Source organism: Streptomyces sp. NPDC002265 (assembly GCF_040296125.1).
GTDB lineage: Bacteria > Actinomycetota > Actinomycetes > Streptomycetales > Streptomycetaceae > Streptomyces.
The window spans coordinates 1-23,307 of sequence record NZ_JBEOWS010000133.1 but is presented as its reverse complement, the minus strand read 5'-3'; the positions used below and the strand labels follow the sequence as shown (position 1 = coordinate 23,307).

Below are 23,307 nucleotides of genomic sequence, written 5' to 3'. Positions count from 1 at the left end.
GCCGTGGTGCGGTTGCCGTTCGGGCGGTCCTGCCGTCAGCCGGTGTTGCCGCCGAAGAAGTTCCCGCCGCCGTTGTTGCCCTGTTTCACGGCGATCAGGTTGACCGTCGTGCCCGTCGGGACCGTGTTGCCCTGGCCGGGGTCGGAGCTGAAGACGGTCGCGTCGTCGTCCTGGGAGCCCTGGATGTTGCCGACGTTGAGGCCCGCCTGCGCCAGCATCTGCTTGGCGTCCTTCAGCTTCTGGCCCTGGATGTTCGGGACCTGGACCTGCTGCTGTTGCTTGGCCTTGCCGATCTGGATCTGGACCGTGGAGCCCTTGTCGGCCTGGGTGCCGCGCTCCGGGACGGTCGAGATGACCTTGCCGACCTGGTTCTGGTCGTCGGTGTCCACCTCGACGCAGTTGCCGGTGAGGTTGTTGGCCTCCATCTGGGCCACCGCGTCGTCACAGCCCCTGCCCAGGACGTCCGGGACGGTGGACTTCTCCTCGGCCTTGGCGACCGTCAGCGTGATCGTGGAGCCCTTCTCGACCTCCTTGCCGAGCTCCGGATCCGACTCGAGGACGGTGCCCGCCTCCAGGGTGGACACCTTGTCCTTGGTCTTGACGTTGAACTGGTACTTGTCGGACTCGAGGATGCCCTTGGCGTCGTCGACCTTCTTGCCGACGACGTTCGGCACGGCCACCTTCGGCGCCCCGGTCGAGACGACCAGGTTGACGGTGGACTGCTTCTTGACCTCGGTGCCCGCCGTCGGGTCCTGTGAGCAGACCTTGCCGGTCTCGGTGTTCTCGCAGGGCTTCTTGGCGATGGTGATCTTCAGGTCGGCGTTGTCCGCCATCTGTTGCGCCTGGGCCTGGGTCTGGTCGACGAAGCTGGGCATGCTGACGGTGTCGTTGCCCGCGCCACCGCCGCCGAACGCCCACTTGCCGATCAGGATGGCGCCCACGAGGACCAGGACGGCCGCGACCGCCAGCAGGACCGTCGAGGTGTTGTTCTTCTTCTGGCGGCGCCGGTCGGGGCGGTCGTCGTAGTCGTAGCCGCCACCGCCTCCCGGGCTCATGGGCGGCATCATCGTGGTGGCGCCGCCGTCGGCGCGCAGGGCGGTCGTCGCCTGGTCGTCGCCGTAGCCGCCGTAGCCGACCGAGCCCATCGCCGCGGTGGCCGCCACCGGCTGGCCGTCGAGGCAGGCCTCGATGTCGGCGCGCATCTCGTCGGCGGACTGGTAGCGGTAGTTGGGGTCCTTGACCAGTGCCTTGAGGACGATCGCGTCCATCTCCGGCGTGATCTCGGGGTCGAAGACGCTCGGGGACTGCGGCTCCTCCCGGACGTGCTGGTAGGCGACCGCGACCGGGGAGTCGCCCACGAAGGGCGGCCGGACGGTCAGCAGCTCGTACAGCAGGCAGCCGGTGGAGTACAGGTCGGAGCGGGCGTCGACCTGCTCGCCCTTGGCCTGCTCCGGCGAGAGGTACTGGGCGGTGCCGATGACCGCCGCGGTCTGGGTCATGGTCATGCCGGAGTCGCCCATGGCGCGGGCGATGCCGAAGTCCATGACCTTGACCTGGCCGTTGCGCGTCAGCATGACGTTGGCCGGCTTGATGTCACGGTGCACGATGCCGCTGCGGTGGGCGTACTCCAGGCCCTGGAGGATGCCGATGGTCATCTCCAGCGTGCGCTCGGGCAGCAGCTTGCGGCCGCTGTGCAGGAGCTCACGCAGAGTGGAGCCGTCGACGTACTCCATGACGATGTACGGGATCGAGACCCCGTCGATGTAGTCCTCGCCCGTGTCGTAGACCGCGACGATCGCGGGATGGTTGAGCGAGGCGGCCGACTGGGCCTCCCGGCGGAACCGGGCCTGGAAGGACGGATCGCGTGCGAGGTCTGCGCGCAGCGTCTTCACCGCCACCGTGCGGCCGAGCCGGGTGTCATGCGCGAAGTAGACCTCCGCCATGCCACCACGGCCGAGCACATGGCCCAGCTCGTACCGGCCGCCTAGGCGACGCGGCTCTTCCATAGCTACCTACCAGCCCTCTCCGTCGGTCCCGACCCGCACGTCTGTGCGGTCGGCGGCTGTCGTCCGGGCATACCGTACCCGGATCGGTCTATGTGACCTGGCCTAGCCCGTCACCCGATACAGGACCGGTATCGCAACGTGCACCGATGTGAAGGGGACGTGAGCGGGGTCACTTCTTGCTGTCGATGACTGCCTTCATCACGTCCCTTGCGATCGGACCTGCGAGACCACCACCGGTGATGTCGCCGCGGTTGGCGGCGCCGTCCTCGACGACGACGGCGACGGCGACCGGGCTGCTGCCGTCGGACAGCTTGGCGTACGAGATGAACCAGGCGTACGGCTTCTCGCTGTTGTTGAGGCCGTGCTGGGCGGTACCGGTCTTGCCGCCCACGGTGACGCCGGAGATCTTCGCCTTGCCGCCGGTGCCCTGGGGGTTGTTGACGACCGTCTCCATCATCTGCTGGAGCTTCTGGGCGGTCTCGGAGGAGATGGCCTGGGAGAGCTCCTTGGGCTCGTTCGTCTCGATGACGTCGAGGTTGGAGGCGCGCAGCTGGTCGACCATGTAGGGCTGCATCAGCTTGCCGTTGTTGGCGACGGCCGAGGCGACCATGGCCATCTGGAGCGGGGTGGCCCGGTTGGAGCCCTGGCCGATGCCGTCGAGGGCGTTCTGCGGCTGGTTGTCCTTGGGGTAGATGCTCTCGGCGGCGCGCACCGGGGTGTCGAGCGTGGCGTTGTTGAAGCCGAACTTCTCGGCCTGCTCGATCATCTTGGCGTTGCCGACGTTGTCGGCCATCTTCGCGAAGACCGTGTTGCAGGACACCATCAGCGCGTAGCGCAGGTCGGCGTTCTTGCAGGCACCGTGCTCGTTGGTGAGGTTGGTGCTGGACTGCGGGAGCCTGAACGGGTCCGGCGTCTTGGTGGCGTCGTCGATGCCGGAGACCACGCCGTTCTCCAGCGCGGCGGCGGCGGTGACGACCTTGAAGGTGGAGCCGGGCGGGTAGGTCTCGCGCAGGGCCCGGTTGAGCATCGGGTCGTCGGGGTTGTTCTTCTTCAGGACCTTGTTCCAGGCCTTCTGGTCGCTGTCCGAGGTGCCGGCGAAGGTCGACGGGTCGTACGAGGGCGTGGAGACCAGGGCGAGGATCTTGCCGGTGGCCGGGTCGATCGCGGCGACGGCGCCCTTCTTGTCGCCCAGGCCCTTGTAGGCGGCCTTCTGGGCGGCGGCGTTGAGGGTGGTGACGACGCTGCCGCCCTCCTTCTGCTTGCCCGTGATCATGTCCAGGGTGTTGCGGAAGAAGAGCCGGTTGTCGGTGCCGGTGAGGATGCCGTCCTCGAGCTTCTCGAGCTGGTTGGCGCCGAAGGCCTGCGAGGAGAACCCGGTGACCGGCGCCCACATGGCGCCGTCCTTCCAGGTGCGCTTGTACTTGAAGTCGTTGTCGCCCGACTCGACGGAGCCGGTGATGGCCTTGCCGTCGACGATGATGTCGCCGCGCGGGCTGGCGTAGCGCGTGATGTTGACGCGGCGGTTGTCCGTGTCGGAGGCCAGGGTGTCGGCCTTGACGTACTGGAGCCAGTTGTCGCGCAGGAGCAGGGTGAGGACCAGGAGACCGCAGAAGATCGCGATTCGGCGCAGGGGCTTGTTCACGGGCGGACCACCTGGGTCATCTCGGCGTCGGGGTTGGAGGCGGGGGCGGGGGCCGGGCGGCGCGCGGTGTCGCTGATGCGGAGCAGGATGCCGATCAGGGCCCAGTTGGCGATGACGGAGGAACCGCCGTACGCCAGGAACGGCATGGTCATACCGGTCAGCGGGATGAGGCCCATCACACCGCCGGCGACGACGAACACCTGGAGGGCGAAGGCGCCGGACAGGCCGATGGCGAGCAGCTTGCCGAACGGGTCGCGGGCGGCGAGGGCGGTGCGCACGCCGCGTTCCACGATCAGGCCGTAGATCAGCAGGAGCGCCATGATGCCGGCGAGGCCCAGCTCCTCGCCGAAGGTGGCGAGGATGAAGTCGGAGTTGGCGGCGAACCGGATCAGTTCGGAGTGGCCCTGGCCGAGGCCGGTGCCGAGGGTGCCGCCGGAGCCGAACGCCCACAGGGCCTGCATGGCCTGCTCGGAGTGGCCTGCGACGCCCTTACGGCTGAGGGCGTACTCGCCCATCGGGTCGAGCCAGGCCTGGACGCGCTGCTGGACGTGGGGTTCGAAGCTGGCCACGCCGACCGCGCCGCCCGCGGACATCAGCAGACCGAAGACGATCCAGCTGGTCCGCTCGGTGGCGACGTACAGCATGACGATGAACATTCCGAAGAACAGCAGCGAGGTGCCGAGGTCGGTCTCGAAGACCAGGATCAGGATCGACATGAACCAGACGACCAGGATCGGGCCGAGGTCGCGGCCGCGCGGCAGGTACAGGCCCATGAAGCGGCGGCTGGCGAGGGCGAGCGCGTCGCGCTTGACCATGAGATAGCCGGCGAAGAAGATCGCCAGGACGATCTTGGCGAACTCTCCGGGCTGGATGGAGAAGCTGCCGACGTGGATCCAGATCTTGGCGCCGTAGATGTTGGCACCGAGGCCGGGGACCAGCGGCAGGAGCAGCAGCACCAGCGCGCCGACCATGGAGATGTAGGTGTAGCGCTGCAGGGTGCGGTGGTCCTTGAGGAAGACCAGGACGACGATGAACAGCGCGATGCCCATGGCGGTGTACATCAGCTGCCGGGGTGCGGCGGTGCCTGCCTGCTGGATGGACTGGAGCAGTTTGGACTGGTCCAGCCGCCAGATGACGACGAGTCCGAGCCCGTTCAGCAGCGTGGCCAGCGGCAGCAGCAGCGGGTCCGCGTACGGGGCGAACTTGCGTACGGCGAGGTGGGCGACGCCGGCCAGGAGGCCGAGGCCGAGACCGTAGCTCAGCAGGCCGGACGGCACCTTGTCGTCGATGGCCAGGCCCACGTTGGCGTAGGCGAACACCGGGATGACGACGGCGAACACCAGGAGCGCGAGCTCGGTGTTGCGCCGGCTCGGGGTGCCGATCGAGCCGATCGTGGACGTGTGGTGCGTCGGCGAGTTGGTAGTACTGCTCATCGTGTGACGGGGCCTCTCACGGCTTGCCTACTGCTTACCGCACAGCGAGACGACCTTCTGCTCCTCCTCCGAGAGGCTGGGGCCGGGGCTGGGAGTGGCGGTCGCGGACTTGGACGGGGTCGGGGACGTCGATGCCGACGCGTTCGGCGACGGCGATGCCTTGGACGTGCGGGAGGTGCTGGTGGTTCCCGTGGTGCCTCCGGCCTCGCCCTGGCCCGTCTTGGCGCTGTTCTCGCTCTCGGCGGTGCGGCGCTGTGCTTCCTTCTTGCACGCGGAGGCCTGGACCGACAGTTCGTCGATCTTCTTCTGGGCGGTGCCCAGGTTGCCTTCGGCGATCGTGGCCTGGACCAGCTTCTGCTGGTAGGGCGGCAGGTACTTGAGTTCGATGTCGGGGTGGTCCTTCTCCACCTTCGACAGCGAGACCCACGCCAGGTCCTGGCTGATACCGCGGTACAGGGCCACGTGCTCGCCCTTGGTGCCGACGTAGTACTGCGTCTGCGTCCAGCGGTAGCCGCCGTACAGGCCGCCGCCGATCACGGCGAGGGCCAGGACGCTGTAGAAGGATCTCTTCAGCCACCTGCGGCCCTTGCCGGGCTTGACGAAGTCGTCGTCGGTGTAGTCGCCGAAGCTGCCGGCCGGGATGTAGCCGGTGGTGTCGCCGGAGCCGGGCGGGCCGAACTCGCCGCCGCCGCCCTGTCCGGGCACCTGGCGGCCGAGGCCGGAGGCGCGTCCGGCGGGCGTCTGCATGATGCCGTTGTCGTGCAGCTGGTTCTGGTTCTCGGCTACCGCGCCGACCACGACAGGAGTGTCGGAGAGCTGCCCGGCGAGGGTGTCACCGGTGTCCAGGTCGAGGACGTCGGCGACGATGACGGTGATGTTGTCGGGTCCGCCGCCGCGCAGCGCGAGCTGGATCAGCTCCTGCACGGTCTCCTGCGGGCCCTGGTAGCTGGCGAGGGTGTCCTCCATCGTCTGGTGGGAGACGACCCCGGACAGTCCGTCGGAGCAGATCAGGTAGCGGTCGCCGGCCCGGACCTCGCGGATCGACAGGTCGGGCTCGACGTGCTCGCCGCTGCCGAGCGCGCGCATGAGGAGCGAGCGCTGCGGGTGCGTGGTCGCCTCCTCCTCGGTGATGCGTCCCTCGTCGACCAGGCGCTGCACCCAGGTGTGGTCCTGGGTGATCTGGGTGAGGACGCCGTCGCGCAGCAGGTACGCGCGCGAGTCGCCCACGTGGACCAGGCCCAGTCGCTGGCCGGTCCACAGCAGGGCGGTGAGCGTCGTGCCCATGCCTTCGAGCTGGGGGTCCTCCTCGACCATGGCGCGCAGCTGGTCGTTGGCCCGCTGGACGGCGGTGCCGAGCGAGGTCAGGACGTCGGAGCCGGGGATGTCCTCGTCGAGAGCGACGATGGTGGAGATCGCCTCGGAGGAGGCGACCTCGCCGGCGGCGGCGCCGCCCATTCCGTCGGCGATCGCGAGCAGGCGGGGACCGGCGTAGCCGGAGTCCTCGTTGCCCTCCCGGATCATGCCTTTGTGCGATCCGGCGGCGAAGCGCAGTGAGAGACTCATGCGCACCTCGCCCGTCGGCTCCGGGTACATCCGCACGGTGCCCACCCTCCGGTCGGGAGCGCGCCGGGGTCCGGGGTGTGGACCGCGCCTGCGTGCTCGCTCCGCTCGCTCATTGTCGTACTACTTCCGCAGCTCGATGACGGTCTTGCCGATGCGGATCGGCGCCCCCGGCGCAATCGGCGTGGGAGTCGTCAGCCGGCTCCGGTCGAGGTACGTGCCGTTGGTGGAACCCAGGTCCTCGACGATCCACTGACCGTCCCGGTCCGGGTAGATCCTGGCATGGCGGCTGGAGGCGTAGTCGTCGTCCAGCACGATCGTGCTGTCGTGCGCCCGGCCCAGGGTGATGGTCTGGCCCTGCAGCGCGACGGTGGTACCGGTGAGGGTGCCCTCGGTCACCACCAGCTTGGTGGGGGCGTTGCGGCGCTGGCGGCCGCCGGCGGCCTGCTGGCGCTGCTGCGGAGGCGCCGCCGCCTGTCGGCCGGTCTGCGCCTGAGGCCGGGCGGCCTCCCGCCGCGCTCCGCGCTGGGTGACACGCGTACCGAACAGGTCGCTGCGGATGACCTGCACGGCCACGATCACGAACAGCCACAGTACGGCCAGGAAACCCAGCCGCATGACCGTGAGGGTCAGCTCTGACATTGCCCCCGCTTCACCCTTCGGCTTGCCGGTAAATGATGGTGGTGCTGCCCACGACGATCCGCGAGCCGTCGCGGAGCGTAGCGCGGGTGGTGTGCTGCCCGTCCACCACGATGCCGTTGGTGGACCCGAGATCCTGGATCGTCGAGGGCGTTCCGGTCCGGATCTCACAGTGCCGACGGGATACGCCGGGGTCGTCGATCCGCACGTCGGCCTCGGTGCTGCGGCCCAGCACCAGGGTCGGGCGGGAAATCTGGTGACGCGCGCCGTTGACCTCGACCCAGTAGCGCGTGCGTGCGCCCTGGGCCGGTCCGCCGGGCTGGGCGGGCTGCGGGTAGCCGTAGCCACCGGGGCGCGGGCCCGCGCCGGGCGGCGGTGCGGCCGGCATGGGGGGCGCGGCCCCTGCGCCGGGCTGCGGGTAGCCGTAGCCGCCCGGACGCCGGCCGCTCGCGGACGGGTCGGGGGCCTGCGGTGCCTGCTGACTGCTGGACGAGGCGAGCGTACGGCTGCGCACCCGGTACAGGCCGGTGTCCAGGTCGGCGGCCTTCTCCAGGTTGACCTTGATCGGCCCCATGAAGGTGTAGCGCTGCTGCTTGGCGTAGTCGCGCACCATGCCGGCGAGCTCGTCGCCGAGCTGGCCGGAGTAGGGGCTGAGGCGCTCGAAGTCGGGCGTGCTCAGCTCCACGATGAAGTCGTTGGGGACGACCGTGCGGTCGCGGTTCCAGATCGTGGCGTTGTTGTCGCACTCGCGCTGGAGCGCGCCGGCGATCTCCACGGGCTGGACCTCGGACTTGAAGACCTTGGCGAAGGTGCCGTTGACCAGACCTTCGAGGCGCTGCTCGAACTTCTTCAGGACTCCCATGGGGCACCTCCTCCGTCGTTGCCGCTGTGCCTGTGCCTGTGCCTTGTCCGGTGCTTGTACTGCTCGTACTGCTTACTGATCGTATCCACGCGCCGCTCGATCGGCTGGTTCCCCCTGTCGGCTCGGTCGACGGGTGTCGACGCCTGCGAGCTTCCCTGCGGAACTCCCCTTCGAACTCTTCTTGCCCAGGATCGTAGAGGGGGCCGCAGACCAGTGTCCCGCACCCGGCTGCGCACCCTGACCGGCTCCTGGTCAGACGGGCGGTACCGGTACGAGGTTGATACGTGAACCGGTACGTGTCGAGACGTAGCCGCACCGGCACCGGCACCGGCGGACCGGCTGTGCCGCTGCTCACCGCCTGCCCAGGGGAAAGGGATGTGAACGCACCCCGGACCGCGTGCTAATGTTCTGCATGTCGGAAGGCGCCGCACCGAAAAGGAACGGAGCCGGAAGACACACCCAATGCGCGGGTGGCGGAATAGGCAGACGCGCTGGATTCAGGTTCCAGTGCCCGCAAGGGCGTGGGGGTTCAACTCCCCCCTCGCGCACCAGACGAAACGGTCGGTACCGATTACGGTACCGGCCGTTTCGCGTTACGGGGCGAAACCCGGGGGCTGTTGTCGGGCCCGGAGCCTTCGACCGGGGCCGGCGGCGGGAGAGTGCGGGTCCGGAGTCGCCGGCCCGGAGCCGCCGGGTACCCGATCCCCGATGTGGATCTTCACTTGCTCCGCTCCCACAAGTCGCGGGTGGATTGTGAGGAAGGTCTCAGTGCCCGGAGGGGCTCTTTTTTCGCGGACTGGGGCCATGGGCGGGCTTCGCGGTGCCGATGAGTGCGTTCCGTGTCCGGGTCGCCCCCCGGAGTGACCGTTATGTGCTGTCCGTGGGGCGGAACCTGGCTGCCCCGGGCATGCTTCGGTCGGGCCGTCCGCCGGGCGGGAGAGTCACGGGCGGTGTGAAGTGCGCCCGGTGTCAGGTGAGTTGGCGGTCCTGCCGATCCGCCCTCCGTCCCGGCGCGGTGCCGCGCGCAGGGCATTCTGTGTCCCGCAAGAGGGAGTTCTGTGTTCCGAGGGGGCCTGTGCCCCACAGGGACAGTTCTGCGTCCCGTGGGGGGCCTGCGTCCCGCAGGGGAGTTCCAGGGCGCCCGCCGTCCAGATCGTGTGTCCCGCGGAGGGAGTGTTCCGTGTCACCCACCGTCCTGATCACCGGAGCCGCCGGATTCGTCGGCAGCCACGTGGCCGGCGAGGCCCGCCGCCTGGGCGTGGACCTGCGGCTGATGGTTCATCGCAGACCGCTGCCCGGCTTCGCGGGACAGCCGCCGCCCGGCGCGCGGGAGCCCGTGACCGTCGAGGCCGATCTCGGCGACCCCGGCTCGCTGCGCGGAGTGTGCGCCGGGGTGGACGTGCTGCTGCACTGTGCCGCGCGGATCGGCGGCGGTCCGCAGGACAACGAGCGCGTCAATGCCCGGGGTACGCAGGCCCTGGTCGCCGAGGCCCGGCGGGCCGGGGTGTCCCGCATCGTCCAGATCAGCACGGCGTCCGTCTACGGGCGGGGCACCTACGGCCGGGCCCGCCCGCAGGACCTGGTGCGCAACCCGCAGTCGCCGACCTCGGCGACCCGGGCCGTCGCCGAGGACGCCGTGCTCGCCGCGGACGGGATCGTGCTCCGCCCGCATCTCGTCCACGGTCCGGGCGACCTCTGGTTCGTCCCCGGCCTGAGCGGTCTGCTGCGCGCCCTGCCCGGCACGGTCGAGGGCTGGACCGCGCGGCTGTCCGTGGTCTCCGTGCACGACCTGGCCCGCCTGGCGGTCATGGCGGGACTCGCCCCCCGAGCGAGCCTGACCGCGTCCGTCTACCACGTCGCCCCCGCGGAGCCGGTGACCGCGCGGGACCTGCTGCGCGCGGTGGCCGACTGCACCGGACTCACCTGGCCGGAGCGGGACCTGACCGTGCGGCAGGCCCAGGACCTGCTGGACGGCGAGCCGCGCCTGCGGCACGCGCTCGGCATGCTCGTCACCGACCACTGGTTCGACGGCGGGCCGCTCTGGTCCGACCTGGCCGCCGCGCCCGGACCGGACTTCGCGCAGGCCTTCTCCCGGTACACGCCCTGGTACCGGATGGTGCTGGACGGCGCCCGGGGTTGAGGCGGCCGGGCGGGCCGGAGCGCCGGAGGTCCGAAAGGTGCGGAGGTCCGAAAGGTACGGAGGTCCGAAAGGTACGGAGAGGCCAGGACCGGTCGGACCGGCGCCCGGAGTGGGTGTTCTGCGGGTGGTTGTCCACAGGGTCTGACGCGTTTCGGCCACCGGCGGTACGGTCAGCACGCATTGATGTTCATGGAAGTTCTTGCACGGGTGCGGGGGAGGCGGTCGTCATGGCCGAGTTCGGTGCGGAGTTGGCGGAGCCGGTGGGGTCCGCCGGATCGGCGGAGGCCGTCGCGGCGGCGGAGCTCGGCGTGGAACCGGTGGTGCCGGGGCAGTCGGCGCGTTCGGCGGTGCCGGAACGGGCGGTGGCGCAGGAGCGGCCGGCGGAACCGGTGGCGCCGGTGGTGGCCCGGCGGCTGTCCACGGTGCGGGGCTTCGCCGTGTGGCCCGTGGCGGGGTCGCCCAAGGAGGAGGGGAAGGCGCTGCGGCGCCGGGTGCCCCGTGCGGCCCATGCCGAGCTGGACCTCGACGCGTCACGGCCCGACGCGGTCGCCGCGGTGGAGGAGTCCAACCAGGGCCGTATCGCGGAGCTCACACCGATCCGGGTGGGCAGGATGGCGGCCACCCCGTTCGCGTTCCTGCGGGGTTCGGCGGGTCTCATGGCGTACGACCTGGCCCGCACGCCCATGACCGGGATCCGCGCGCAGATCTGCGGCGACGCGCACGCCGCGAACTTCGGTCTGTACGGCGACGCCCGCGGCGGCCTGGTCATCGACCTCAACGACTTCGACGAGACCGTGCACGGCCCCTGGGAGTGGGACCTCAAGCGGCTCGCCGCCTCGCTCGTGCTCGCGGGCCGGGAGGCCGGCGCCGACGAGGACACCTGCCGCAAGGCGGCACGGGACACGGTGGGCGCCTACCGGCGCACCATGCGCCTGCTGGCCAAGCTCCCGGTGCTGGACGCGTGGAACGCCATTGCGGACGAGGAACTGGTCTCCCACACCGACGCCCATGACCTGCTCGGCACGCTGGAGCGGGTCTCCGAGAAGGCGCGGGCCAACACCAGCGGGCGCTTCGCGGCCAAGTCGACCGAACCGACCGCGGACGGCGGCCGCCGCTTCGTCGACGCGCCCCCGGTGCTGCGGGGCGTCGCGGACGCCGAGGCCGCGGCGGTCGCCGCGGCCCTGGAGCCGTACCTGGACACGCTCTCCGAGGACCGTCTCCCGCTGCTGGCCCGGCACGCGGTGCACGACGTCGCCTTCCGCATCGTCGGCACGGGCAGTGTGGGCACCCGGTCGTACGTGGTGCTGCTGCTGGACCACCGTGGTGAGCCCCTGGTCCTCCAGGTGAAGGAGGCACGGGCGTCGGCGCTGGTGCCGCACCTGGTGAGCGCCGGGTTCGAGGTGCCCCGGGTCGAGCACGAGGGCCGCCGGGTCGTCCTCGGCCAGAAGCGGATGCAGGTCGTCAGCGACATCCTGCTGGGCTGGACGACGGTCGAGGGCCGGCCCTTCCAGGTCCGGCAGTTCCGCAACCGCAAGGGAAGCGTCGACCCGGCCGCGCTCGCCGCCGACCAGGTCGACGACTACGGCCGGATGACCGGCGCCCTGCTGGCCCGCGCCCACTCGCACAGCGCCGACCCGCGCCTGATCGCCGGCTACTGCGGCAAGAACGAGGAGCTGGACGAGGCGATCGCAGCCTTCGCCGTCGCCTACGCCGACCGCACGGAGGCGGACCACGCCCGGCTCGTGGCGGCGGTACGGGCGGGCCGCATCCCGGCGGAGACGGGCGTGTGAGGTCCGGCGGCCGCCTGGTGGGTACGTGACGGGACCCTGCCGTGGCCCGGGTGCGGCCCGGGTGCGGACGGTCTGTCCCGGCCCTGTGGAACCGGACCGGCCCGACCGTGGCCTACGCTGTTCGGGTGACGACCCCGGAAGCTGAGCAGGCACGGCCCGAGGAGCGGCTGGAGCGGGCCGTTCGGGCCGCCGAGCAGGCGCTGATCGAGTACGAGATCGCGGTGGAGACCTTCCGTGTGGAGGTCGAGAACTTCTCGCGCCTCCATCACCAGAAGCTCGGCCCGATGTACGCCCGGCTCGACGAGCTGGAAGCGCAGATAGCGGAGGCCAAGGCCGCCCGCACCGGTGACCCCGAGGATCTGCGCAAGGCGCAGGACGCCCGCGCGCGGGTGCTGCCGATGCCGGGTGTCGAGGAGCTGTTCCACGGCTGGATGGACGGCGAAGGCCTGTTCCCGGAGGCCGTGGCGATGCTCACGGACCAGCCGGTGCGGCCCCCGCAGCGGGTGCGCCCCAGCGACGAGGTCCGCAAGCTCTACCGCGAACTGGCCCGCAAGGCCCACCCCGACCTGGCCCAGGAGGAGGGCGAGCGCCGGCGCCGCGAGGAGTTCATCACCCGGGTCAACGCCGCCTACGCCCGTGGCGACGAGAACCTGCTGCGTGAGCTGGCCGAGGAGTGGGCGGCCGGTCCGGCGCCCGCCGAGCGGGCCCCCAGCCCCAGCGAGGAGCTCTACGCCCGCCTGGAATGGCTGGCCGAGCGCAAGGAGATGCTCACGCACCTCGCGCGGGAGCTGGAGATCAGCGCGATCGGGGAGATGCTGCGGCTCGCTCCGGACGACCCCGACGCCCTGCTGGACGAGATCGCCGAGAAGCTCCTGGCCGATGTCGCCGCCCGTGAGGCGGAGCTGGCCGAGCTGCTGGGGTAGCCCCGGCCGGGACTCGAGGTGCTTCGGGTAGCGTCGGTGGCATGAGTTTCGGAGCTGGTGTGCCCACGGTCGAGGTCGCGGACCTCAAGGACGACGACTTTCTGCTGGACGTCCGCGAGGACGACGAGTGGCAGGCGGGCCACGCCGAAGGAGCGCTGCACCTGCCCATGAGCGAGTTCGTGGCCCGGTACGGCGAGCTGACCGAGGCGGCGCCCCAGGACGGCCGCGTCCATGTCGTCTGCCGTTCCGGCGGGCGTTCGGCCCAGGTCACGATGTACCTGGTCCAGCAGGGCATCGACGCCGTGAACGTCGACGGCGGCATGCAGGTCTGGGCCGCCGCGGGCCGCCCCGTCGTGACGGACGAGGGCCGGCCCGGACACGTCCTGTAGCGGTTCAGGGGTCTCGCGGCCGAGAGGGCCCGCGGGCCCGGGGTTCAGCCGAGCGGATGGGCGGCCAGCAGGTCGCCCAGTGCCTCCTCGTGGGCAGCCGCCGGACCGAGCGCCAGTTCCAGATGCTTGGCCCAGGCGTGGTACCGGTGCAGCGGGTATTCGACGTCGGCGCCGAATCCGCCGTGCAGATGCTGTGCCGTCTGCACGATCCGGCGCACCCCCTCCGAGGCCCAGATCTTGGCGACCGCGATGTCACCGGCCGTCGGCAGCGCGCCCTGCGTCCCGGAGGCGATCCGCCACGCGGCCTGCCACAGGGTGGCCTCCATCGCCCGCAGGTCGATGTAACGGTCGGCGGCCTGCACGGCGACGGCCTGGAAGGTGGCCACGGGGAAGCCGAACTGCTCGCGCCTGCCGGTGTACTCCGCGGTCATCCGCAGCACGTTCTCGCCCAGCCCGAGCGCGAGCGCGCACGTGCCCGTCGTCAGCAGCCCGCGCAGCCACTCCCAGGCGCCGTCGGCGTCGATGACGTCGGCCGCCCCGATCCGCGCGGACTCCAGGCGCACCTCGGCGAGCCGTTCGCCGGTGGTGGACACCTGCTCGGCGCGTACGACCCCCGTGTGATCGCGCGGGACCAGGGCGAGGATCGTACGGCCGGCCTCGGCGTGGCCGGTGTCCGCGCGGTCGGTTCCGGTGCGCGGGGCCAGGTGGGCGGGCACATGGGCGGGTACGACCGTGTAGTCCGCGCCGTGCGCCCACGGCACGGCCGTCTGGACGCCGTCGAGGATCCAGCAGTCGCCGTCCTGGCGGGCTGTCACGGCGAGCTCGGCCGGATCGTGGCCGGTGCGGCCGTGGGAGGCGACGGTCAGGACGATCTCGCCCCGCCCCACCGCCGTGAGCAGTGCGGCCTTCGGCGCCGCCGCACCGCCGGCGGCCGGTCCGCCGTAGGCCTGCACGGCGGCGGCGGCCGCGCAGCTCTCCAGCAGCGGCACCCGGGCCAGTACCTTCGCCGACTCGCGCAGCACCAGACACAGCGCGACGGGGTCGAGACCGGCCCCGCCGTACTCGGGGTCCAGCAGCAGACTCAGCAGGTCCGCGTCGGCGAGCCGGGCCCACAGCGCCCGGTCGAAGTCGTCGGCGACGGCGGCTCCCCGGGTGAGCGCGGGGCTGGGCACCCCGTCGGGCGCGACCCCGGCGAACACCCCCTGTGCCGCCTCGGCCGCCGCCTGCTGCTCCTCGGTGAAGGTGAAGTCCACGGTCCCTGTCCTCCCACGCGCACCCCGGCCATGACGTGCCGGGCCGACGGCCTGATCTGACGGACCGTCAAGATAGAACAGGTTCTAGGAGAAGGGAACGGTGGGAGAGCGCAAGCGCGGCACGACGGCGGACTCGACCGCCGGGCCGCCGGGCCGCCGGGCCGCCGTGCCGTCGTGCGGCCGCGCTGCCGTGTCGCCGGGCCGCCGCGCCGCCGCGCCGCCGCGCTGCCGTGCCCGCCGTGGCCCCGAAGCCGCCGGAGACCCCGTCGAAGCCGTCGTCGCAGGGCGTCAGCCGCCGTGCCGTCGTGCGGCCGCGCTGCCGTGTCGCCGGGCCGCCGCGCCGCCGCGCTGCCGTGCCCGCCGTGCCCGCCGTGGCCCCGAAGCCGCCGGAGACCCCGTCGAAGCCGTCGTCGCAGGGCGTCAGCCGCTCGGGGCGGTCGGTGAGCGGCCGCGCGCGGGGTGCCGTGGTGCCCATGGTGAGATGGGCGACAGTCCCGGCGCCGCCGGCCGGCCTGCCTGCCCGTCGGACCGGCCCACGGCGCGGTGCCGTACGGAGCCCGCGCGCTGCCGTACAGAGCCTCCGCGGCGCCGTGCAGGCGCTGTGCGGGGTCGTACGGGGCTGTGCGGTGCGGGCGGGCCTGAGTAACGTTTCGCGTGCGACCGCCGTGGGGCGCGGTGCGCGTGGGGCGGTACGGTGCCCTGCGGCCGGGGGCCGGAACACGGACGGCGATCGGGGAACGGGGCGGAATGGATGCGTACGGCGGAACGGACGCGGCCGGCGGTGGCGGGAGCGCCTCGCCCGGGCCGGGCACCCCACCTGCGCAGGGAGCCGGGGTGACCATGCGCGGGACCGAGGAGGCGGGTCCGGCGGACGCCGGGCGCGAGCCGACGGCGCCGGCCGGGACGCCCGCCCCGACCGGACCGGCAGCCGCGCCCGAGTCCGCCGCAACGCCCGAGCCCGCCGCGACGGCACCGGACGACGTGCCGATCGGACCGCCTTCCGAGCCGCGCACCGATGTCGCCGCCCTCTCGCCCCGCTACCAGATAGCCGCCGCCCTGGCGCTCGCCGTCGTCGCAGTCACCGTCTGCGTGCACCTCGGCATGGTGTTCATGCATGTCGCCCCGTCGAACACGGTCAGCAAGAAGCACGGCAAGGCGATCGAGGAGTGGATCTACCCGGAGTTCGAGCAGAACTGGAAGCTGTTCGCGCCCAATCCGCTCCAGCAGAACATCGCGGTCCAGGCCCGCGCCCGGGTCCGTACGGCGGCCGGTGAGTTCCACACCACCGGCTGGTACGACCTGTCCGCCGAGGACGGGCGGGCCATCGACGCCAATCCGCTCCCCAGCCATGTCGACCAGAACGAGCTCCGCCGGGCCTGGGACTTCTTCACGGCGACGCACGACGCCGACAACCGGCCGGTGGGAGTTCGCGGCAGCCTCTCCGAGTCGTATCTGCGCCGTATCGTCGAGCTGCGGCTGGACCGGGACGGCGCGGCCGGGCGCGGCGGCACGGTCGACAGCGTCCAGGTCCGCTCCGCCACCACCAATGTGCGCCCGCCCGCGTGGAGCGGCGAGCGGATCTCACTGAAGCCGATGTACCGGGTGCTGTCCTGGTGGTCGGTCCCGGCCGAGGGGGCCACGAAGTGAACCGCATCGCCCTGTCGGTGTCCGGCGGCATCGCCCGCGTCACCGGGTCGGCCCTCGGCCCGTACCAGACCGCCGTGATCCGCATCGGTCTCAGCGCGACCTGGCTGCTGTTCCTGCTGCGCGAGTTCCCGCACCGCCATGAGATGTACGGTCCCGACGGCACGTGGGACTTCGGCCTCGCCCAGCAGCTGATCGGGCTCAACGGTGCCTTCACGGCGCTGATGTGGACGGACAGCCGCGTCTGGTTCGAGCTCGTCTACGCGCTCGCCGTGCTGGCCGCCGCGGCTCTGCTGCTGGGCTGGCGCACCCGCGCGATGTCTGTGCTCTTCATGGTGGGCGTGCTCTCGCTCCAGAACCGCAGTGTCTTCATGGGGGACGGCGGCGACAACGTCCTGCACCTGATGTCGATCTACCTGGTGTTCACGCGCTGCGGCCAGGTGTGGTCCCTGGACGAGCGGCGTGCCCGGCTGGGCCGGGAGGCCCGGGCGCGCGGTGAGCGTGTGGTGGACCGGACCGGGCCGCTGCTGTGGGCGGTGCTCGGGGCGGTGCTGGTGGGGGTGACCGTCGCGGGGCGGCTGGACGGCGATCCGACCGTGCCGGTGCTGCTGTGGACGGTGTGGACGGCGTCGGCCGTGCGGTGGGCCGTCGGGCGCCGTGCGAAGTCGGCCGAGCCCCGGATACTCCTCGACGTCATCACCAACATCGTGCACAACGGCGCGCTGTTCGTGATCATGGCCGAGGCCTGTCTGATCTATGCGACGGCCGGCTGGTACAAGATCCAGGGCTCGCGCTGGCAGGACGGCACCGCGGTCTACTACCCGCTGCACCTGGACTACTTCTCGCCCTGGCCGGCGCTGGCCGACCTGATGTCCGTCAGCGGCACGATCGTGATGCTCGTGACCTACGGGACGGTCATCGTGCAGGTCGCCTTCCCGTTCACGCTGCTCAACCGGCGGGTCAAGAACGTCCTGCTGGTGGTGATGATGACCGAGCACGCGGTGATCGCCGTGGTGCTGGGGCTGCCGTTCTTCTCGCTGGCGATGATCGCCGCGGACGCGGTCTTCCTGCCGACGTCGTTCCTGCGCCGGCTGGGCGGCTGGGCGGTACGCGCGTGGGGACGGCTGCTGCCGCGCGGCGGGCCCGTCCTGCCCGCGCAGCGGGACCGGCGCAGCGCCGAGGCCGACGAGAACAGTGGCGACGGCGGGGACCGCGGGGACCGCAGGGGCGCCGGGCGGGCCGAGGGGATCGAGGGCGCCGAGGCCGCCGGGGCTCCCGCGTAGGCTTCACGGCATGACCGATCCCGTCAGCGCCCGTCCGGAGAACGCGGGCGCCCGGCCCGATCCGCTGTCCGTCTGGCACCGGCTCGCCGACACCGCCGTGCTGCTCGACGGCTTCCACGCGCTCAAGCACGCGGTGCGCTTCGGGGCCCGGGTGCCGGTGGCGGTGACCGCCGACCGGCGGGCGGCGCTGGCGCTGGCGGCCGAGCTGGCCCCCGACGTCCGGGACGCCCTGGACGCGCTGCTGACGGAGGTCCCGCAGGCGACGTACGCCTCGCTGGTCCCCCGCCCGCATCCCACCGCCGTGGCCGCCCTGGCCGTACGGCCCGCCCGGGAGGCGAACCTGGGCGCGCTGGAGCGGATGCCGCGCACCGCTCCCGTGGTCGTCCTCGACAACCCGCGCAACCTGGGCAACGCGGGAGCGGTGATCCGGCTCGCCGCCGGTTTCGGGGCGACCGGTGTGGTCACCACCGGCACGCTCGACCCGTGGCATCCCACGGTGGTGCGCGGCGGGGCGGGGCTGCACTTCGCGACCGCGGTGGAGCGGCTGGCGGTGGCCGAGCTGCCGCCGGGGCCGCTGTTCGCGCTCGACCCGGAGGGCGAGGACATCCGGGGGCTGAAGCTGCCGGACGACGCGGTGCTGGCCTTCGGCTCGGAGCGCAGCGGCCTGTCCGCCGAGCTGCGCGCGCGGACCGACCACCTGCTGTCGCTGCCGATGCGTCCCCAGGTCTCCAGCTACAACCTCGCGACCAGTGTGGCCATGACGCTGTACCACTGGAGCCTCACCGGAGGCGCGCCCGGCACTCGCTGAGCGCGCCCTCGGACAGGGGGCCCTAGGCCTGGCGCCGCACCTCCACCGTGCGGAACCGGTTGGCGACGAATGCGCCGTCGGTGAGCGCCGCGTTGGCCGCCGGGTTGCCGCCGGAGCCGTGGAAGTCGGAGAAGGCGGCCGTCTGGTTGACGTACACCCCGCCGGTGAGGTTCAGCGAGAGCTGCGCGGCCTCCTCCAGGCAGACCTCCTGCACGGCCGACTCGACCTCGGTGTCCGTGGTGTAGGCGCCCACGGTCATCGCGCCCTTCTCGCGGATCGTGCGGCGCAGCAGTTCCACCGCGTCCGCCGCCGAGTCCATGGCGACGGCGAATGAGACGGGACCGAAGCACTCGTTCATGTACGCGGCCTCGTCGTCCGCCCCGTCCCAGTACTTGCGTGCGCCGTCGAGCTTCACGATCACGGGCGTACGGACGACCGCGTCGGGGAAGTCCGGGTTGCTGATCTGCCGTGACGCGAGGGCGACCTCGCCGAGCCCCGCGGCCGCCTCCAGGCGGGCCTTCACATCCGGGTTGACGATGGCGCCGAGCAGGGCGTTCGCGCGCGCGTCGTCGCCGAGGAGGCCGTCCACGGACCGGGCGAGGTCGGCGACGACCTCGTCGAAGGTCCTGGTGCCGTCGTCGGTGCGGATGCCGTCGCGGGGGATGAGCAGGTTCTGCGGGGTGGTGCACATCTGGCCGCTGTACAGCGACAGCGAGAAGGCCAGGTTGGAGAGCATGCCCTTGTAGTCGTCGGTGGACTCGACGAGCACCGTGTTGACGCCGGCCTTCTCCGTGTACACCTGCGCCTGGCGGGCGTTGGTCTCCAGCCAGTCGCCGAACGCGGTGGAGCCGGTGTAGTCGATGATGCGGATCTCGGGGCGGGTGGCCAGGGTCTTGGCGATGCCCTCGCCGGGGCGTTCGGCGGCCAGGGCGACCAGGTTCGGGTCGAAGCCCGCCTCGGTGAGCACCTCGCGCGCGATCTGCACGGTGAGCGCGAGCGGCAGTACCGCGCGCGGGTGCGGCTTGACCAGGACCGCGTTGCCGGTGGCGAGCGAGGCGAACAGGCCCGGGTAGCCGTTCCAGGTCGGGAAGGTGTTGCAGCCGATCATCAGGGCGATGCCGCGCGGGACCGCGGTGAACTGCTTGGTGAGCGCGAGCGGGTCACGCTTGCCCTGGGGCTTGGTCCACTCGGCGGTGTCCGGGGTGCGGACCTGCTCCACGTACGCGTAGGCGACGGCTTCGAGGCCGCGGTCCTGGGCGTGCGGGCCGCCGGCCTGGAGCGCCATCATGAAGGCCTGGCCGCTGGTGTGCATGACCGCGTGCGCGAACTCGTGGGTCCGGTCGCTGATCCGCTTGAGGATCTCCAGGCAGACCGCGGCGCGCAGCTCCGCGCCCGCGTCCCGCCAGGCTCCCTGGCCGGCCTTCATGGCGGGCAGCAGGACGTCCACGTCCGCGTGCGGGTAGGTGACGCCCAGCTCGACGCCGTACGGGGAGACCTCCCCGCCGACCCAGTCGTCGGTGCCGGGCTGGCCGAGGTCGAGGCGGGTGTTCAGGACGGCGTCGAAGGCGGCCTTGCCCGCCGCGGCGTCCAGGCTGCCGTTCTCGCCGTAGGCCTTGGGGTGTTCGGGGTGCGGGGACCAGTACGCGCGGGTGCGGATCGCCTCGAGCGCCTGGTCGAGGGTGGGCCGGTGCTTGGCGATCAGCTCGTGGGCGGTCGATTCGGCGGCCATGCGGGACCAACTCCTCGTCTCAGGAACTCTTCGTCGAGCTCATGACCTGGGCAGAACATGGGCAGGAACAGCTAGTCAGAGTTAGAGTAACCGAACGATCGGTCGGGACAAGGGGGTCCGCCGCATCCGTGGAAAACCCCGTGCGGGAGGATCGCGCACATGACAGCAATCGACCTGAACAGCCCCGTGGCCGTCGTCGGCACCGGCACCATGGGCCAGGGCATCGCCCAGGTCGCGCTGGTCGCGGGCCACACCGTACGGCTGTACGACGCCGCCCCCGGACGCGCCCTGGCGGCCGCCGAAGCGATCGGTGCCCGGCTCGACCGGCTCGTGGAGAAGGACCGGCTCGGCGCCGCCGACCGGGATGCGGCACGGGCCCGGCTGCGGCCCGCGGAGGACCTCGCCGACCTGGCGGACTGCGCGCTGGTCGTCGAGGCGGTCCTGGAGCGGCTGGACGTCAAACAGGAGCTGATGCGCGACCTGGAGGCGGTCGTCGGCGACGACTGCCTGCTCGCCACCAACACCTCGTCCCTGTCGGTGACCGCGATCGGCGGCGCCCTGCGCAATCCCGGGCGTTTCGTGGGCCTGCACTTCTTCAACCCGGCGCCGCTGCTGCCGCTGGTCGAGGTGGTATCCGGGTTCGCCACGGACGTCACCTCGGCCACGCGCGCGTACGAGACGGCCCGCGCCTGGGGCAAGATCCCGGTCGCCTGCGCGGACACCCCCGGCTTCATCGTCAACCGCATCGCACGGCCGTTCTACGCCGAGGCGTTCGCGGTCTACGAGGCGCAGGGCGCCGATCCGGCCACCATCGACGCGGTGCTGCGCGAGTCGGGCGGCTTCCGGATGGGCGCGTTCGAGCTGACCGACCTGATCGGACAGGACGTCAACGAGTCCGTCACGCACTCCGTGTGGCAGGCCTTCTTCCAGGACGCGCGGTTCACCCCGTCGCTGGCCCAGCGCCGGCTGGTCGAGTCGGGCCGGCTCGGACACAAGACCGGACAGGGCTGGTACGACCACCGGGACGGCGCGGAGCGCGCCGAGCCGCACACCGCGGAGAAGGCGCAGCCGCCCGCGTACGTGGTCGTCGAGGGCGACCTGGGCCCCGCCGCTGAGCTGGTCGCGGTGATCCGCGAGGCGGGCATCCAGGTCCGCGAGGAGGACGAGGACCACGGCACGCGCCTGGTGCTGCCCAGTGGCGGCCAGCTGGCGCTCGCCGACGGCCAGACCTCCGTCGAGTTCCGCGACGTCGTCTACTTCGACCTCGCCCTGGACTACCGCAGGGCCACCCGGATCGCCCTGTCGGCCTCGCAGGACACCGCCCCGGCGACGCTGGCCGAGGCCACCGGACTGTTCCAGGCGCTCGGCAAGGACGTCAGCGTCATCGGCGACGTGCCCGGCATGATCGTCGCCCGCACGGTGGCGCGGATCGTCGACCTGGCGCACGACGCCGTGAGCAAGGGCGTGGCCACCGAGGAGGACGTCGACACCGCGATGCGCCTGGGGGTCAACTACCCCCTCGGCCCCTTCGAGTGGAGCCGCAGGCTGGGCCGCAACTGGGCGTACGCCCTCCTCGACGACCTGCACCTGCGCGACCCCTGCGGCCGCTACGCGCCCTCCCTCGCGCTGTACCGCCACGCGTACGCCACCGACAAGCGGGAGGGGACCCCGTGACCACCGCCAAGCGCGACACGTACACCCCGGAGACGCTGCTGTCCGTCGCCGTCCAGGTGTTCAACGAGCGCGGTTACGACGGCACGTCCATGGAGCACCTGTCCAGGGCGGCCGGCATCTCCAAGTCGTCGATCTACCACCACGTCACCGGCAAGGAGGAGCTGCTGCGGCGGGCCGTCAGCCGGGCGCTGGACGAATTGTTCGGGATCCTCGACGAGGAGCACGCGCGCGTGGGGCGGGCCGTCGAACGCCTGGAGTACGTCGTGCGCCGCATGGTCGAGGTGCTGATATCCGACCTGCCCTATGTGACGCTGCTGCTGCGGGTGCGCGGCAACACCGGCACCGAGCGGTGGGCCCTGGAGCGCCGCCGCGACTTCGACCACCGGGTGGCCGACCTGCTGAAGGCCGCGGCCGCCGAGGGGGACGTGCGCGTCGACATCGAGGGGCGGCTCGCGACCCGGCTCGTCTTCGGGATGATCAACTCGATCGTCGAGTGGTACCGGCCGGGCGGCGGGGGGACGACCGCGGGCGACGTCGCCGACGCGGTGGTGCGGCTGGTCCTCGGGGGGCTGCGCAAGGCCGAGTGACGCGGCGGGCGGCTCCGGGCCGGGCGGCGCGCCGGGCCCGCACCGGGGCCGCGGGCCCGGCGACGCGGTGGGACATCGCCGGGAGCCGTCCCGGTGACTCACCCCTGGGGCTCCAGGTCCTCCTCCTCGAACACGAGCAGCGTGCGGGTGCTGAGCACCTCGGGGATCGCCTGGAGCCGGGTGAGGACCACTTCGCGCAGCGCCCGGTTGTCGGGGGTGTGCACCAGCAGCAGCACGTCGAAGTCGCCGCCCACCAGCGCGATGTGGGACGCCCCTGGCAGCAGTCTGAGCTGCTCGCGCACCGTCCGCCAGGAGTTCTGCACGATCTTCAGCGTGATGTACGCGGACGTGCCCTGACCTGCCCGCTCATGGTCCACGCGGGCCCCGAAGCCCCGTATGACGCCGTCCTCGACCAGGCGGTTGATCCGCGCGTAGGCATTCGCGCGCGAGACGTGCACCCGCTCGGCGACCGACCGTACCGACGCGCGGCCGTCGGTCTGGAGCATCTGGAGGATGTCCTGATCGATGGCGTCCAGCGGTCTCGGGGGCGGCAGGGCGGTGCCGTCCTCCGGGCGCTCGGCCATTTGTTCAGGTGGCATGTCCCCCCGCCTCTCCCTCATGGACGTACTGCGTCCATCTCAGGTTGTGGAGAACCGTTTGTCCACAGCCTGGGGGCGCATGTAGCCAAAATGTGCCGACGACCGAACAATCGGTAGGTGGGGCGGGTCACAGCCGACACGCCTCCCGTAGCCACTCCCACGAGGAGGTGCCGTCATGACGGTGATGGAGCAGCGGGGCGGGTACCGCCCGACACCGCCGCCCGCCTGGCAGCCCAGGACCGACCCCGCGCCGCTGCTGCCCGACGCGGAGCCCTACCGCGTCCTCGGCACGCCGGCCGCCGCCAAGGCCGACCCGGAGCTGCTGCGGCGGCTGTACGCGCACGTG

General features: G+C 71.8%; 19 protein-coding genes, 1 tRNA gene and 1 pseudogene. 11 read left to right on the top strand and 10 right to left on the bottom strand.

Annotated elements, in window-relative coordinates:
- Positions 1 to 35: 35 nt before the first annotated feature.
- The 6 genes from pknB to ABT085_RS23065 all read right to left on the bottom strand — a co-directional run bounded on the left by pknB (position 36) and on the right by ABT085_RS23065 (position 8,142).
- The gene (gene pknB, locus ABT085_RS23090) at positions 36 to 2,006 is read right to left on the bottom strand and encodes a Stk1 family PASTA domain-containing Ser/Thr kinase (protein WP_351610959.1); all 1,971 of its coding nucleotides are present in this window, start codon (positions 2,004 to 2,006) and stop codon (positions 36 to 38) included.
- Between the two features lie 169 nt (positions 2,007 to 2,175).
- A complete protein-coding gene (locus tag ABT085_RS23085) occupies positions 2,176 to 3,648 on the bottom strand; it encodes a peptidoglycan D,D-transpeptidase FtsI family protein (RefSeq protein ID WP_351610956.1) in 1,473 nt (490 codons plus the stop codon).
- Positions 3,645 to 5,081, bottom strand: a complete 1,437-nt coding sequence (locus ABT085_RS23080; protein WP_351610954.1) for an FtsW/RodA/SpoVE family cell cycle protein — start codon at positions 5,079 to 5,081, stop codon at positions 3,645 to 3,647. Before ABT085_RS23080 ends, ABT085_RS23085 begins: the two co-directional genes overlap by 4 nt.
- Positions 5,082 to 5,108: 27 nt before the next feature.
- Complete coding sequence (locus ABT085_RS23075) at positions 5,109 to 6,644, bottom strand: Stp1/IreP family PP2C-type Ser/Thr phosphatase (protein WP_351610951.1); 1,536 nt, start codon at positions 6,642 to 6,644, stop codon at positions 5,109 to 5,111.
- 120 nt (positions 6,645 to 6,764) lie between these two features.
- The gene (locus ABT085_RS23070; protein ID WP_351610948.1) at positions 6,765 to 7,283 is read right to left on the bottom strand and encodes an FHA domain-containing protein FhaB/FipA; all 519 of its coding nucleotides are present in this window, start codon (positions 7,281 to 7,283) and stop codon (positions 6,765 to 6,767) included.
- A gap of 10 nt (positions 7,284 to 7,293) precedes the next feature.
- Positions 7,294 to 8,142, bottom strand: a complete 849-nt coding sequence (locus ABT085_RS23065; protein ID WP_351610946.1) for an FHA domain-containing protein — start codon at positions 8,140 to 8,142, stop codon at positions 7,294 to 7,296.
- 464 nt (positions 8,143 to 8,606) lie between these two features.
- Here ABT085_RS23065 and ABT085_RS23060 point away from each other — a divergent pair.
- From ABT085_RS23060 to ABT085_RS23040, 5 genes are all read left to right on the top strand, one after another.
- A tRNA-Leu gene (locus ABT085_RS23060) sits at positions 8,607 to 8,693 on the top strand.
- 629 nt (positions 8,694 to 9,322) lie between these two features.
- Complete coding sequence (locus tag ABT085_RS23055) at positions 9,323 to 10,282, top strand: NAD-dependent epimerase/dehydratase family protein (RefSeq protein WP_351610921.1); 960 nt, start codon at positions 9,323 to 9,325, stop codon at positions 10,280 to 10,282.
- A gap of 227 nt (positions 10,283 to 10,509) precedes the next feature.
- Positions 10,510 to 12,072 (top strand): DUF2252 domain-containing protein, encoded by a 1,563-nt coding sequence (locus ABT085_RS23050; protein ID WP_351610918.1) that lies wholly within the window; start codon positions 10,510 to 10,512, stop codon positions 12,070 to 12,072.
- 125 nt (positions 12,073 to 12,197) lie between these two features.
- Positions 12,198 to 12,995 (top strand): hypothetical protein, encoded by a 798-nt coding sequence (locus tag ABT085_RS23045; protein ID WP_351610915.1) that lies wholly within the window; start codon positions 12,198 to 12,200, stop codon positions 12,993 to 12,995.
- 59 nt (positions 12,996 to 13,054) lie between these two features.
- Positions 13,055 to 13,384, top strand: coding sequence for a rhodanese-like domain-containing protein (locus ABT085_RS23040; protein ID WP_351610965.1), 330 nt, complete (start codon positions 13,055 to 13,057; stop codon positions 13,382 to 13,384).
- A 44-nt stretch (positions 13,385 to 13,428) separates the two neighbouring features.
- Here ABT085_RS23040 and ABT085_RS23035 read toward each other — a convergent pair whose 3' ends face one another.
- The gene (locus ABT085_RS23035) at positions 13,429 to 14,637 is read right to left on the bottom strand and encodes an acyl-CoA dehydrogenase family protein (RefSeq protein ID WP_351610912.1); all 1,209 of its coding nucleotides are present in this window, start codon (positions 14,635 to 14,637) and stop codon (positions 13,429 to 13,431) included.
- Positions 14,638 to 14,704: 67 nt separating this feature from the next.
- Positions 14,705 to 15,112, bottom strand: coding sequence for a hypothetical protein (locus ABT085_RS23030; RefSeq protein WP_351610909.1), 408 nt, complete (start codon positions 15,110 to 15,112; stop codon positions 14,705 to 14,707).
- Positions 15,113 to 15,384: 272 nt separating this feature from the next.
- Here ABT085_RS23030 and ABT085_RS23025 point away from each other — a divergent pair, with 272 nt between their 5' ends.
- From ABT085_RS23025 to ABT085_RS23015, 3 genes are read left to right on the top strand one after another with little or no spacing between them, the layout of a single operon-like run.
- The gene (locus ABT085_RS23025; protein ID WP_502982783.1) at positions 15,385 to 16,284 is read left to right on the top strand and encodes a DUF5819 family protein; all 900 of its coding nucleotides are present in this window, start codon (positions 15,385 to 15,387) and stop codon (positions 16,282 to 16,284) included.
- On the top strand, positions 16,281 to 17,564 hold the full coding sequence (locus tag ABT085_RS23020) for an HTTM domain-containing protein (RefSeq protein ID WP_351610901.1): 1,284 nt from the start codon (positions 16,281 to 16,283) through the stop codon (positions 17,562 to 17,564). The genes ABT085_RS23025 and ABT085_RS23020 overlap by 4 nt, the downstream gene beginning before the upstream one ends.
- 10 nt (positions 17,565 to 17,574) lie before the next feature.
- Positions 17,575 to 18,372 (top strand): TrmH family RNA methyltransferase, encoded by a 798-nt coding sequence (locus tag ABT085_RS23015; RefSeq protein ID WP_351610899.1) that lies wholly within the window; start codon positions 17,575 to 17,577, stop codon positions 18,370 to 18,372.
- A gap of 22 nt (positions 18,373 to 18,394) precedes the next feature.
- Here the strand turns inward: ABT085_RS23015 and paaN are convergent, their stop codons facing one another.
- Complete coding sequence (gene paaN / locus ABT085_RS23010; RefSeq protein WP_351610896.1) at positions 18,395 to 20,101, bottom strand: phenylacetic acid degradation protein PaaN; 1,707 nt, start codon at positions 20,099 to 20,101, stop codon at positions 18,395 to 18,397.
- A gap of 159 nt (positions 20,102 to 20,260) precedes the next feature.
- On the opposite strand from paaN, the gene ABT085_RS23005 reads away from it, so the two are divergent.
- Positions 20,261 to 21,775: a 3-hydroxyacyl-CoA dehydrogenase gene (locus ABT085_RS23005; protein ID WP_351610892.1), complete on the top strand. Its 1,515-nt coding sequence runs from the start codon at positions 20,261 to 20,263 to the stop codon at positions 21,773 to 21,775.
- On the top strand, positions 21,772 to 22,362 hold the full coding sequence (locus tag ABT085_RS23000) for a TetR/AcrR family transcriptional regulator (protein WP_351610887.1): 591 nt from the start codon (positions 21,772 to 21,774) through the stop codon (positions 22,360 to 22,362). Before ABT085_RS23005 ends, ABT085_RS23000 begins: the two co-directional genes overlap by 4 nt.
- A 98-nt stretch (positions 22,363 to 22,460) precedes the next feature.
- Here ABT085_RS23000 and ABT085_RS22995 read toward each other — a convergent pair whose 3' ends face one another.
- Positions 22,461 to 22,961 carry an Lrp/AsnC family transcriptional regulator gene (locus ABT085_RS22995; RefSeq protein ID WP_502982782.1) on the bottom strand — a complete coding sequence of 167 codons (501 nt, stop codon included), beginning with the start codon at positions 22,959 to 22,961 and terminating at the stop codon, positions 22,461 to 22,463.
- A gap of 175 nt (positions 22,962 to 23,136) precedes the next feature.
- On the opposite strand from ABT085_RS22995, the pseudogene ABT085_RS22990 reads away from it, so the two are divergent.
- Positions 23,137 to 23,307 (top strand): annotated as a pseudogene (locus ABT085_RS22990) (pyruvate dehydrogenase (acetyl-transferring) E1 component subunit alpha); the annotation flags it as partial.

Bases quoted from the DNA above. Each gene is read 5' to 3' on its own strand.
- pknB (WP_351610959.1), bottom strand. From the start codon at position 2,006: ATGGAAGAGCCGCGTCGCCTAGGCGGCCGGTACGAGCTGGGCCATGTG.
- ABT085_RS23080 (WP_351610954.1), bottom strand. From the start codon at position 5,081: ATGAGCAGTACTACCAACTCGCCGACGCACCACACGTCCACGATCGGC.
- ABT085_RS23075 (WP_351610951.1), bottom strand. From the start codon at position 6,644: ATGAGTCTCTCACTGCGCTTCGCCGCCGGATCGCACAAAGGCATGATC.
- ABT085_RS23070 (WP_351610948.1), bottom strand. From the start codon at position 7,283: ATGTCAGAGCTGACCCTCACGGTCATGCGGCTGGGTTTCCTGGCCGTA.
- ABT085_RS23065 (WP_351610946.1), bottom strand. From the start codon at position 8,142: ATGGGAGTCCTGAAGAAGTTCGAGCAGCGCCTCGAAGGTCTGGTCAAC.
- ABT085_RS23050 (WP_351610918.1), top strand. From the start codon at position 10,510: ATGGCCGAGTTCGGTGCGGAGTTGGCGGAGCCGGTGGGGTCCGCCGGA.
- ABT085_RS23030 (WP_351610909.1), bottom strand. From the start codon at position 15,112: ATGGGCACCACGGCACCCCGCGCGCGGCCGCTCACCGACCGCCCCGAG.
- ABT085_RS23025 (WP_502982783.1), top strand. From the start codon at position 15,385: ATGGATGCGTACGGCGGAACGGACGCGGCCGGCGGTGGCGGGAGCGCC.
- ABT085_RS23015 (WP_351610899.1), top strand. From the start codon at position 17,575: ATGACCGATCCCGTCAGCGCCCGTCCGGAGAACGCGGGCGCCCGGCCC.
- paaN (WP_351610896.1), bottom strand. From the start codon at position 20,101: ATGGCCGCCGAATCGACCGCCCACGAGCTGATCGCCAAGCACCGGCCC.
- ABT085_RS23005 (WP_351610892.1), top strand. From the start codon at position 20,261: ATGACAGCAATCGACCTGAACAGCCCCGTGGCCGTCGTCGGCACCGGC.
- ABT085_RS22995 (WP_502982782.1), bottom strand. From the start codon at position 22,961: ATGCCACCTGAACAAATGGCCGAGCGCCCGGAGGACGGCACCGCCCTG.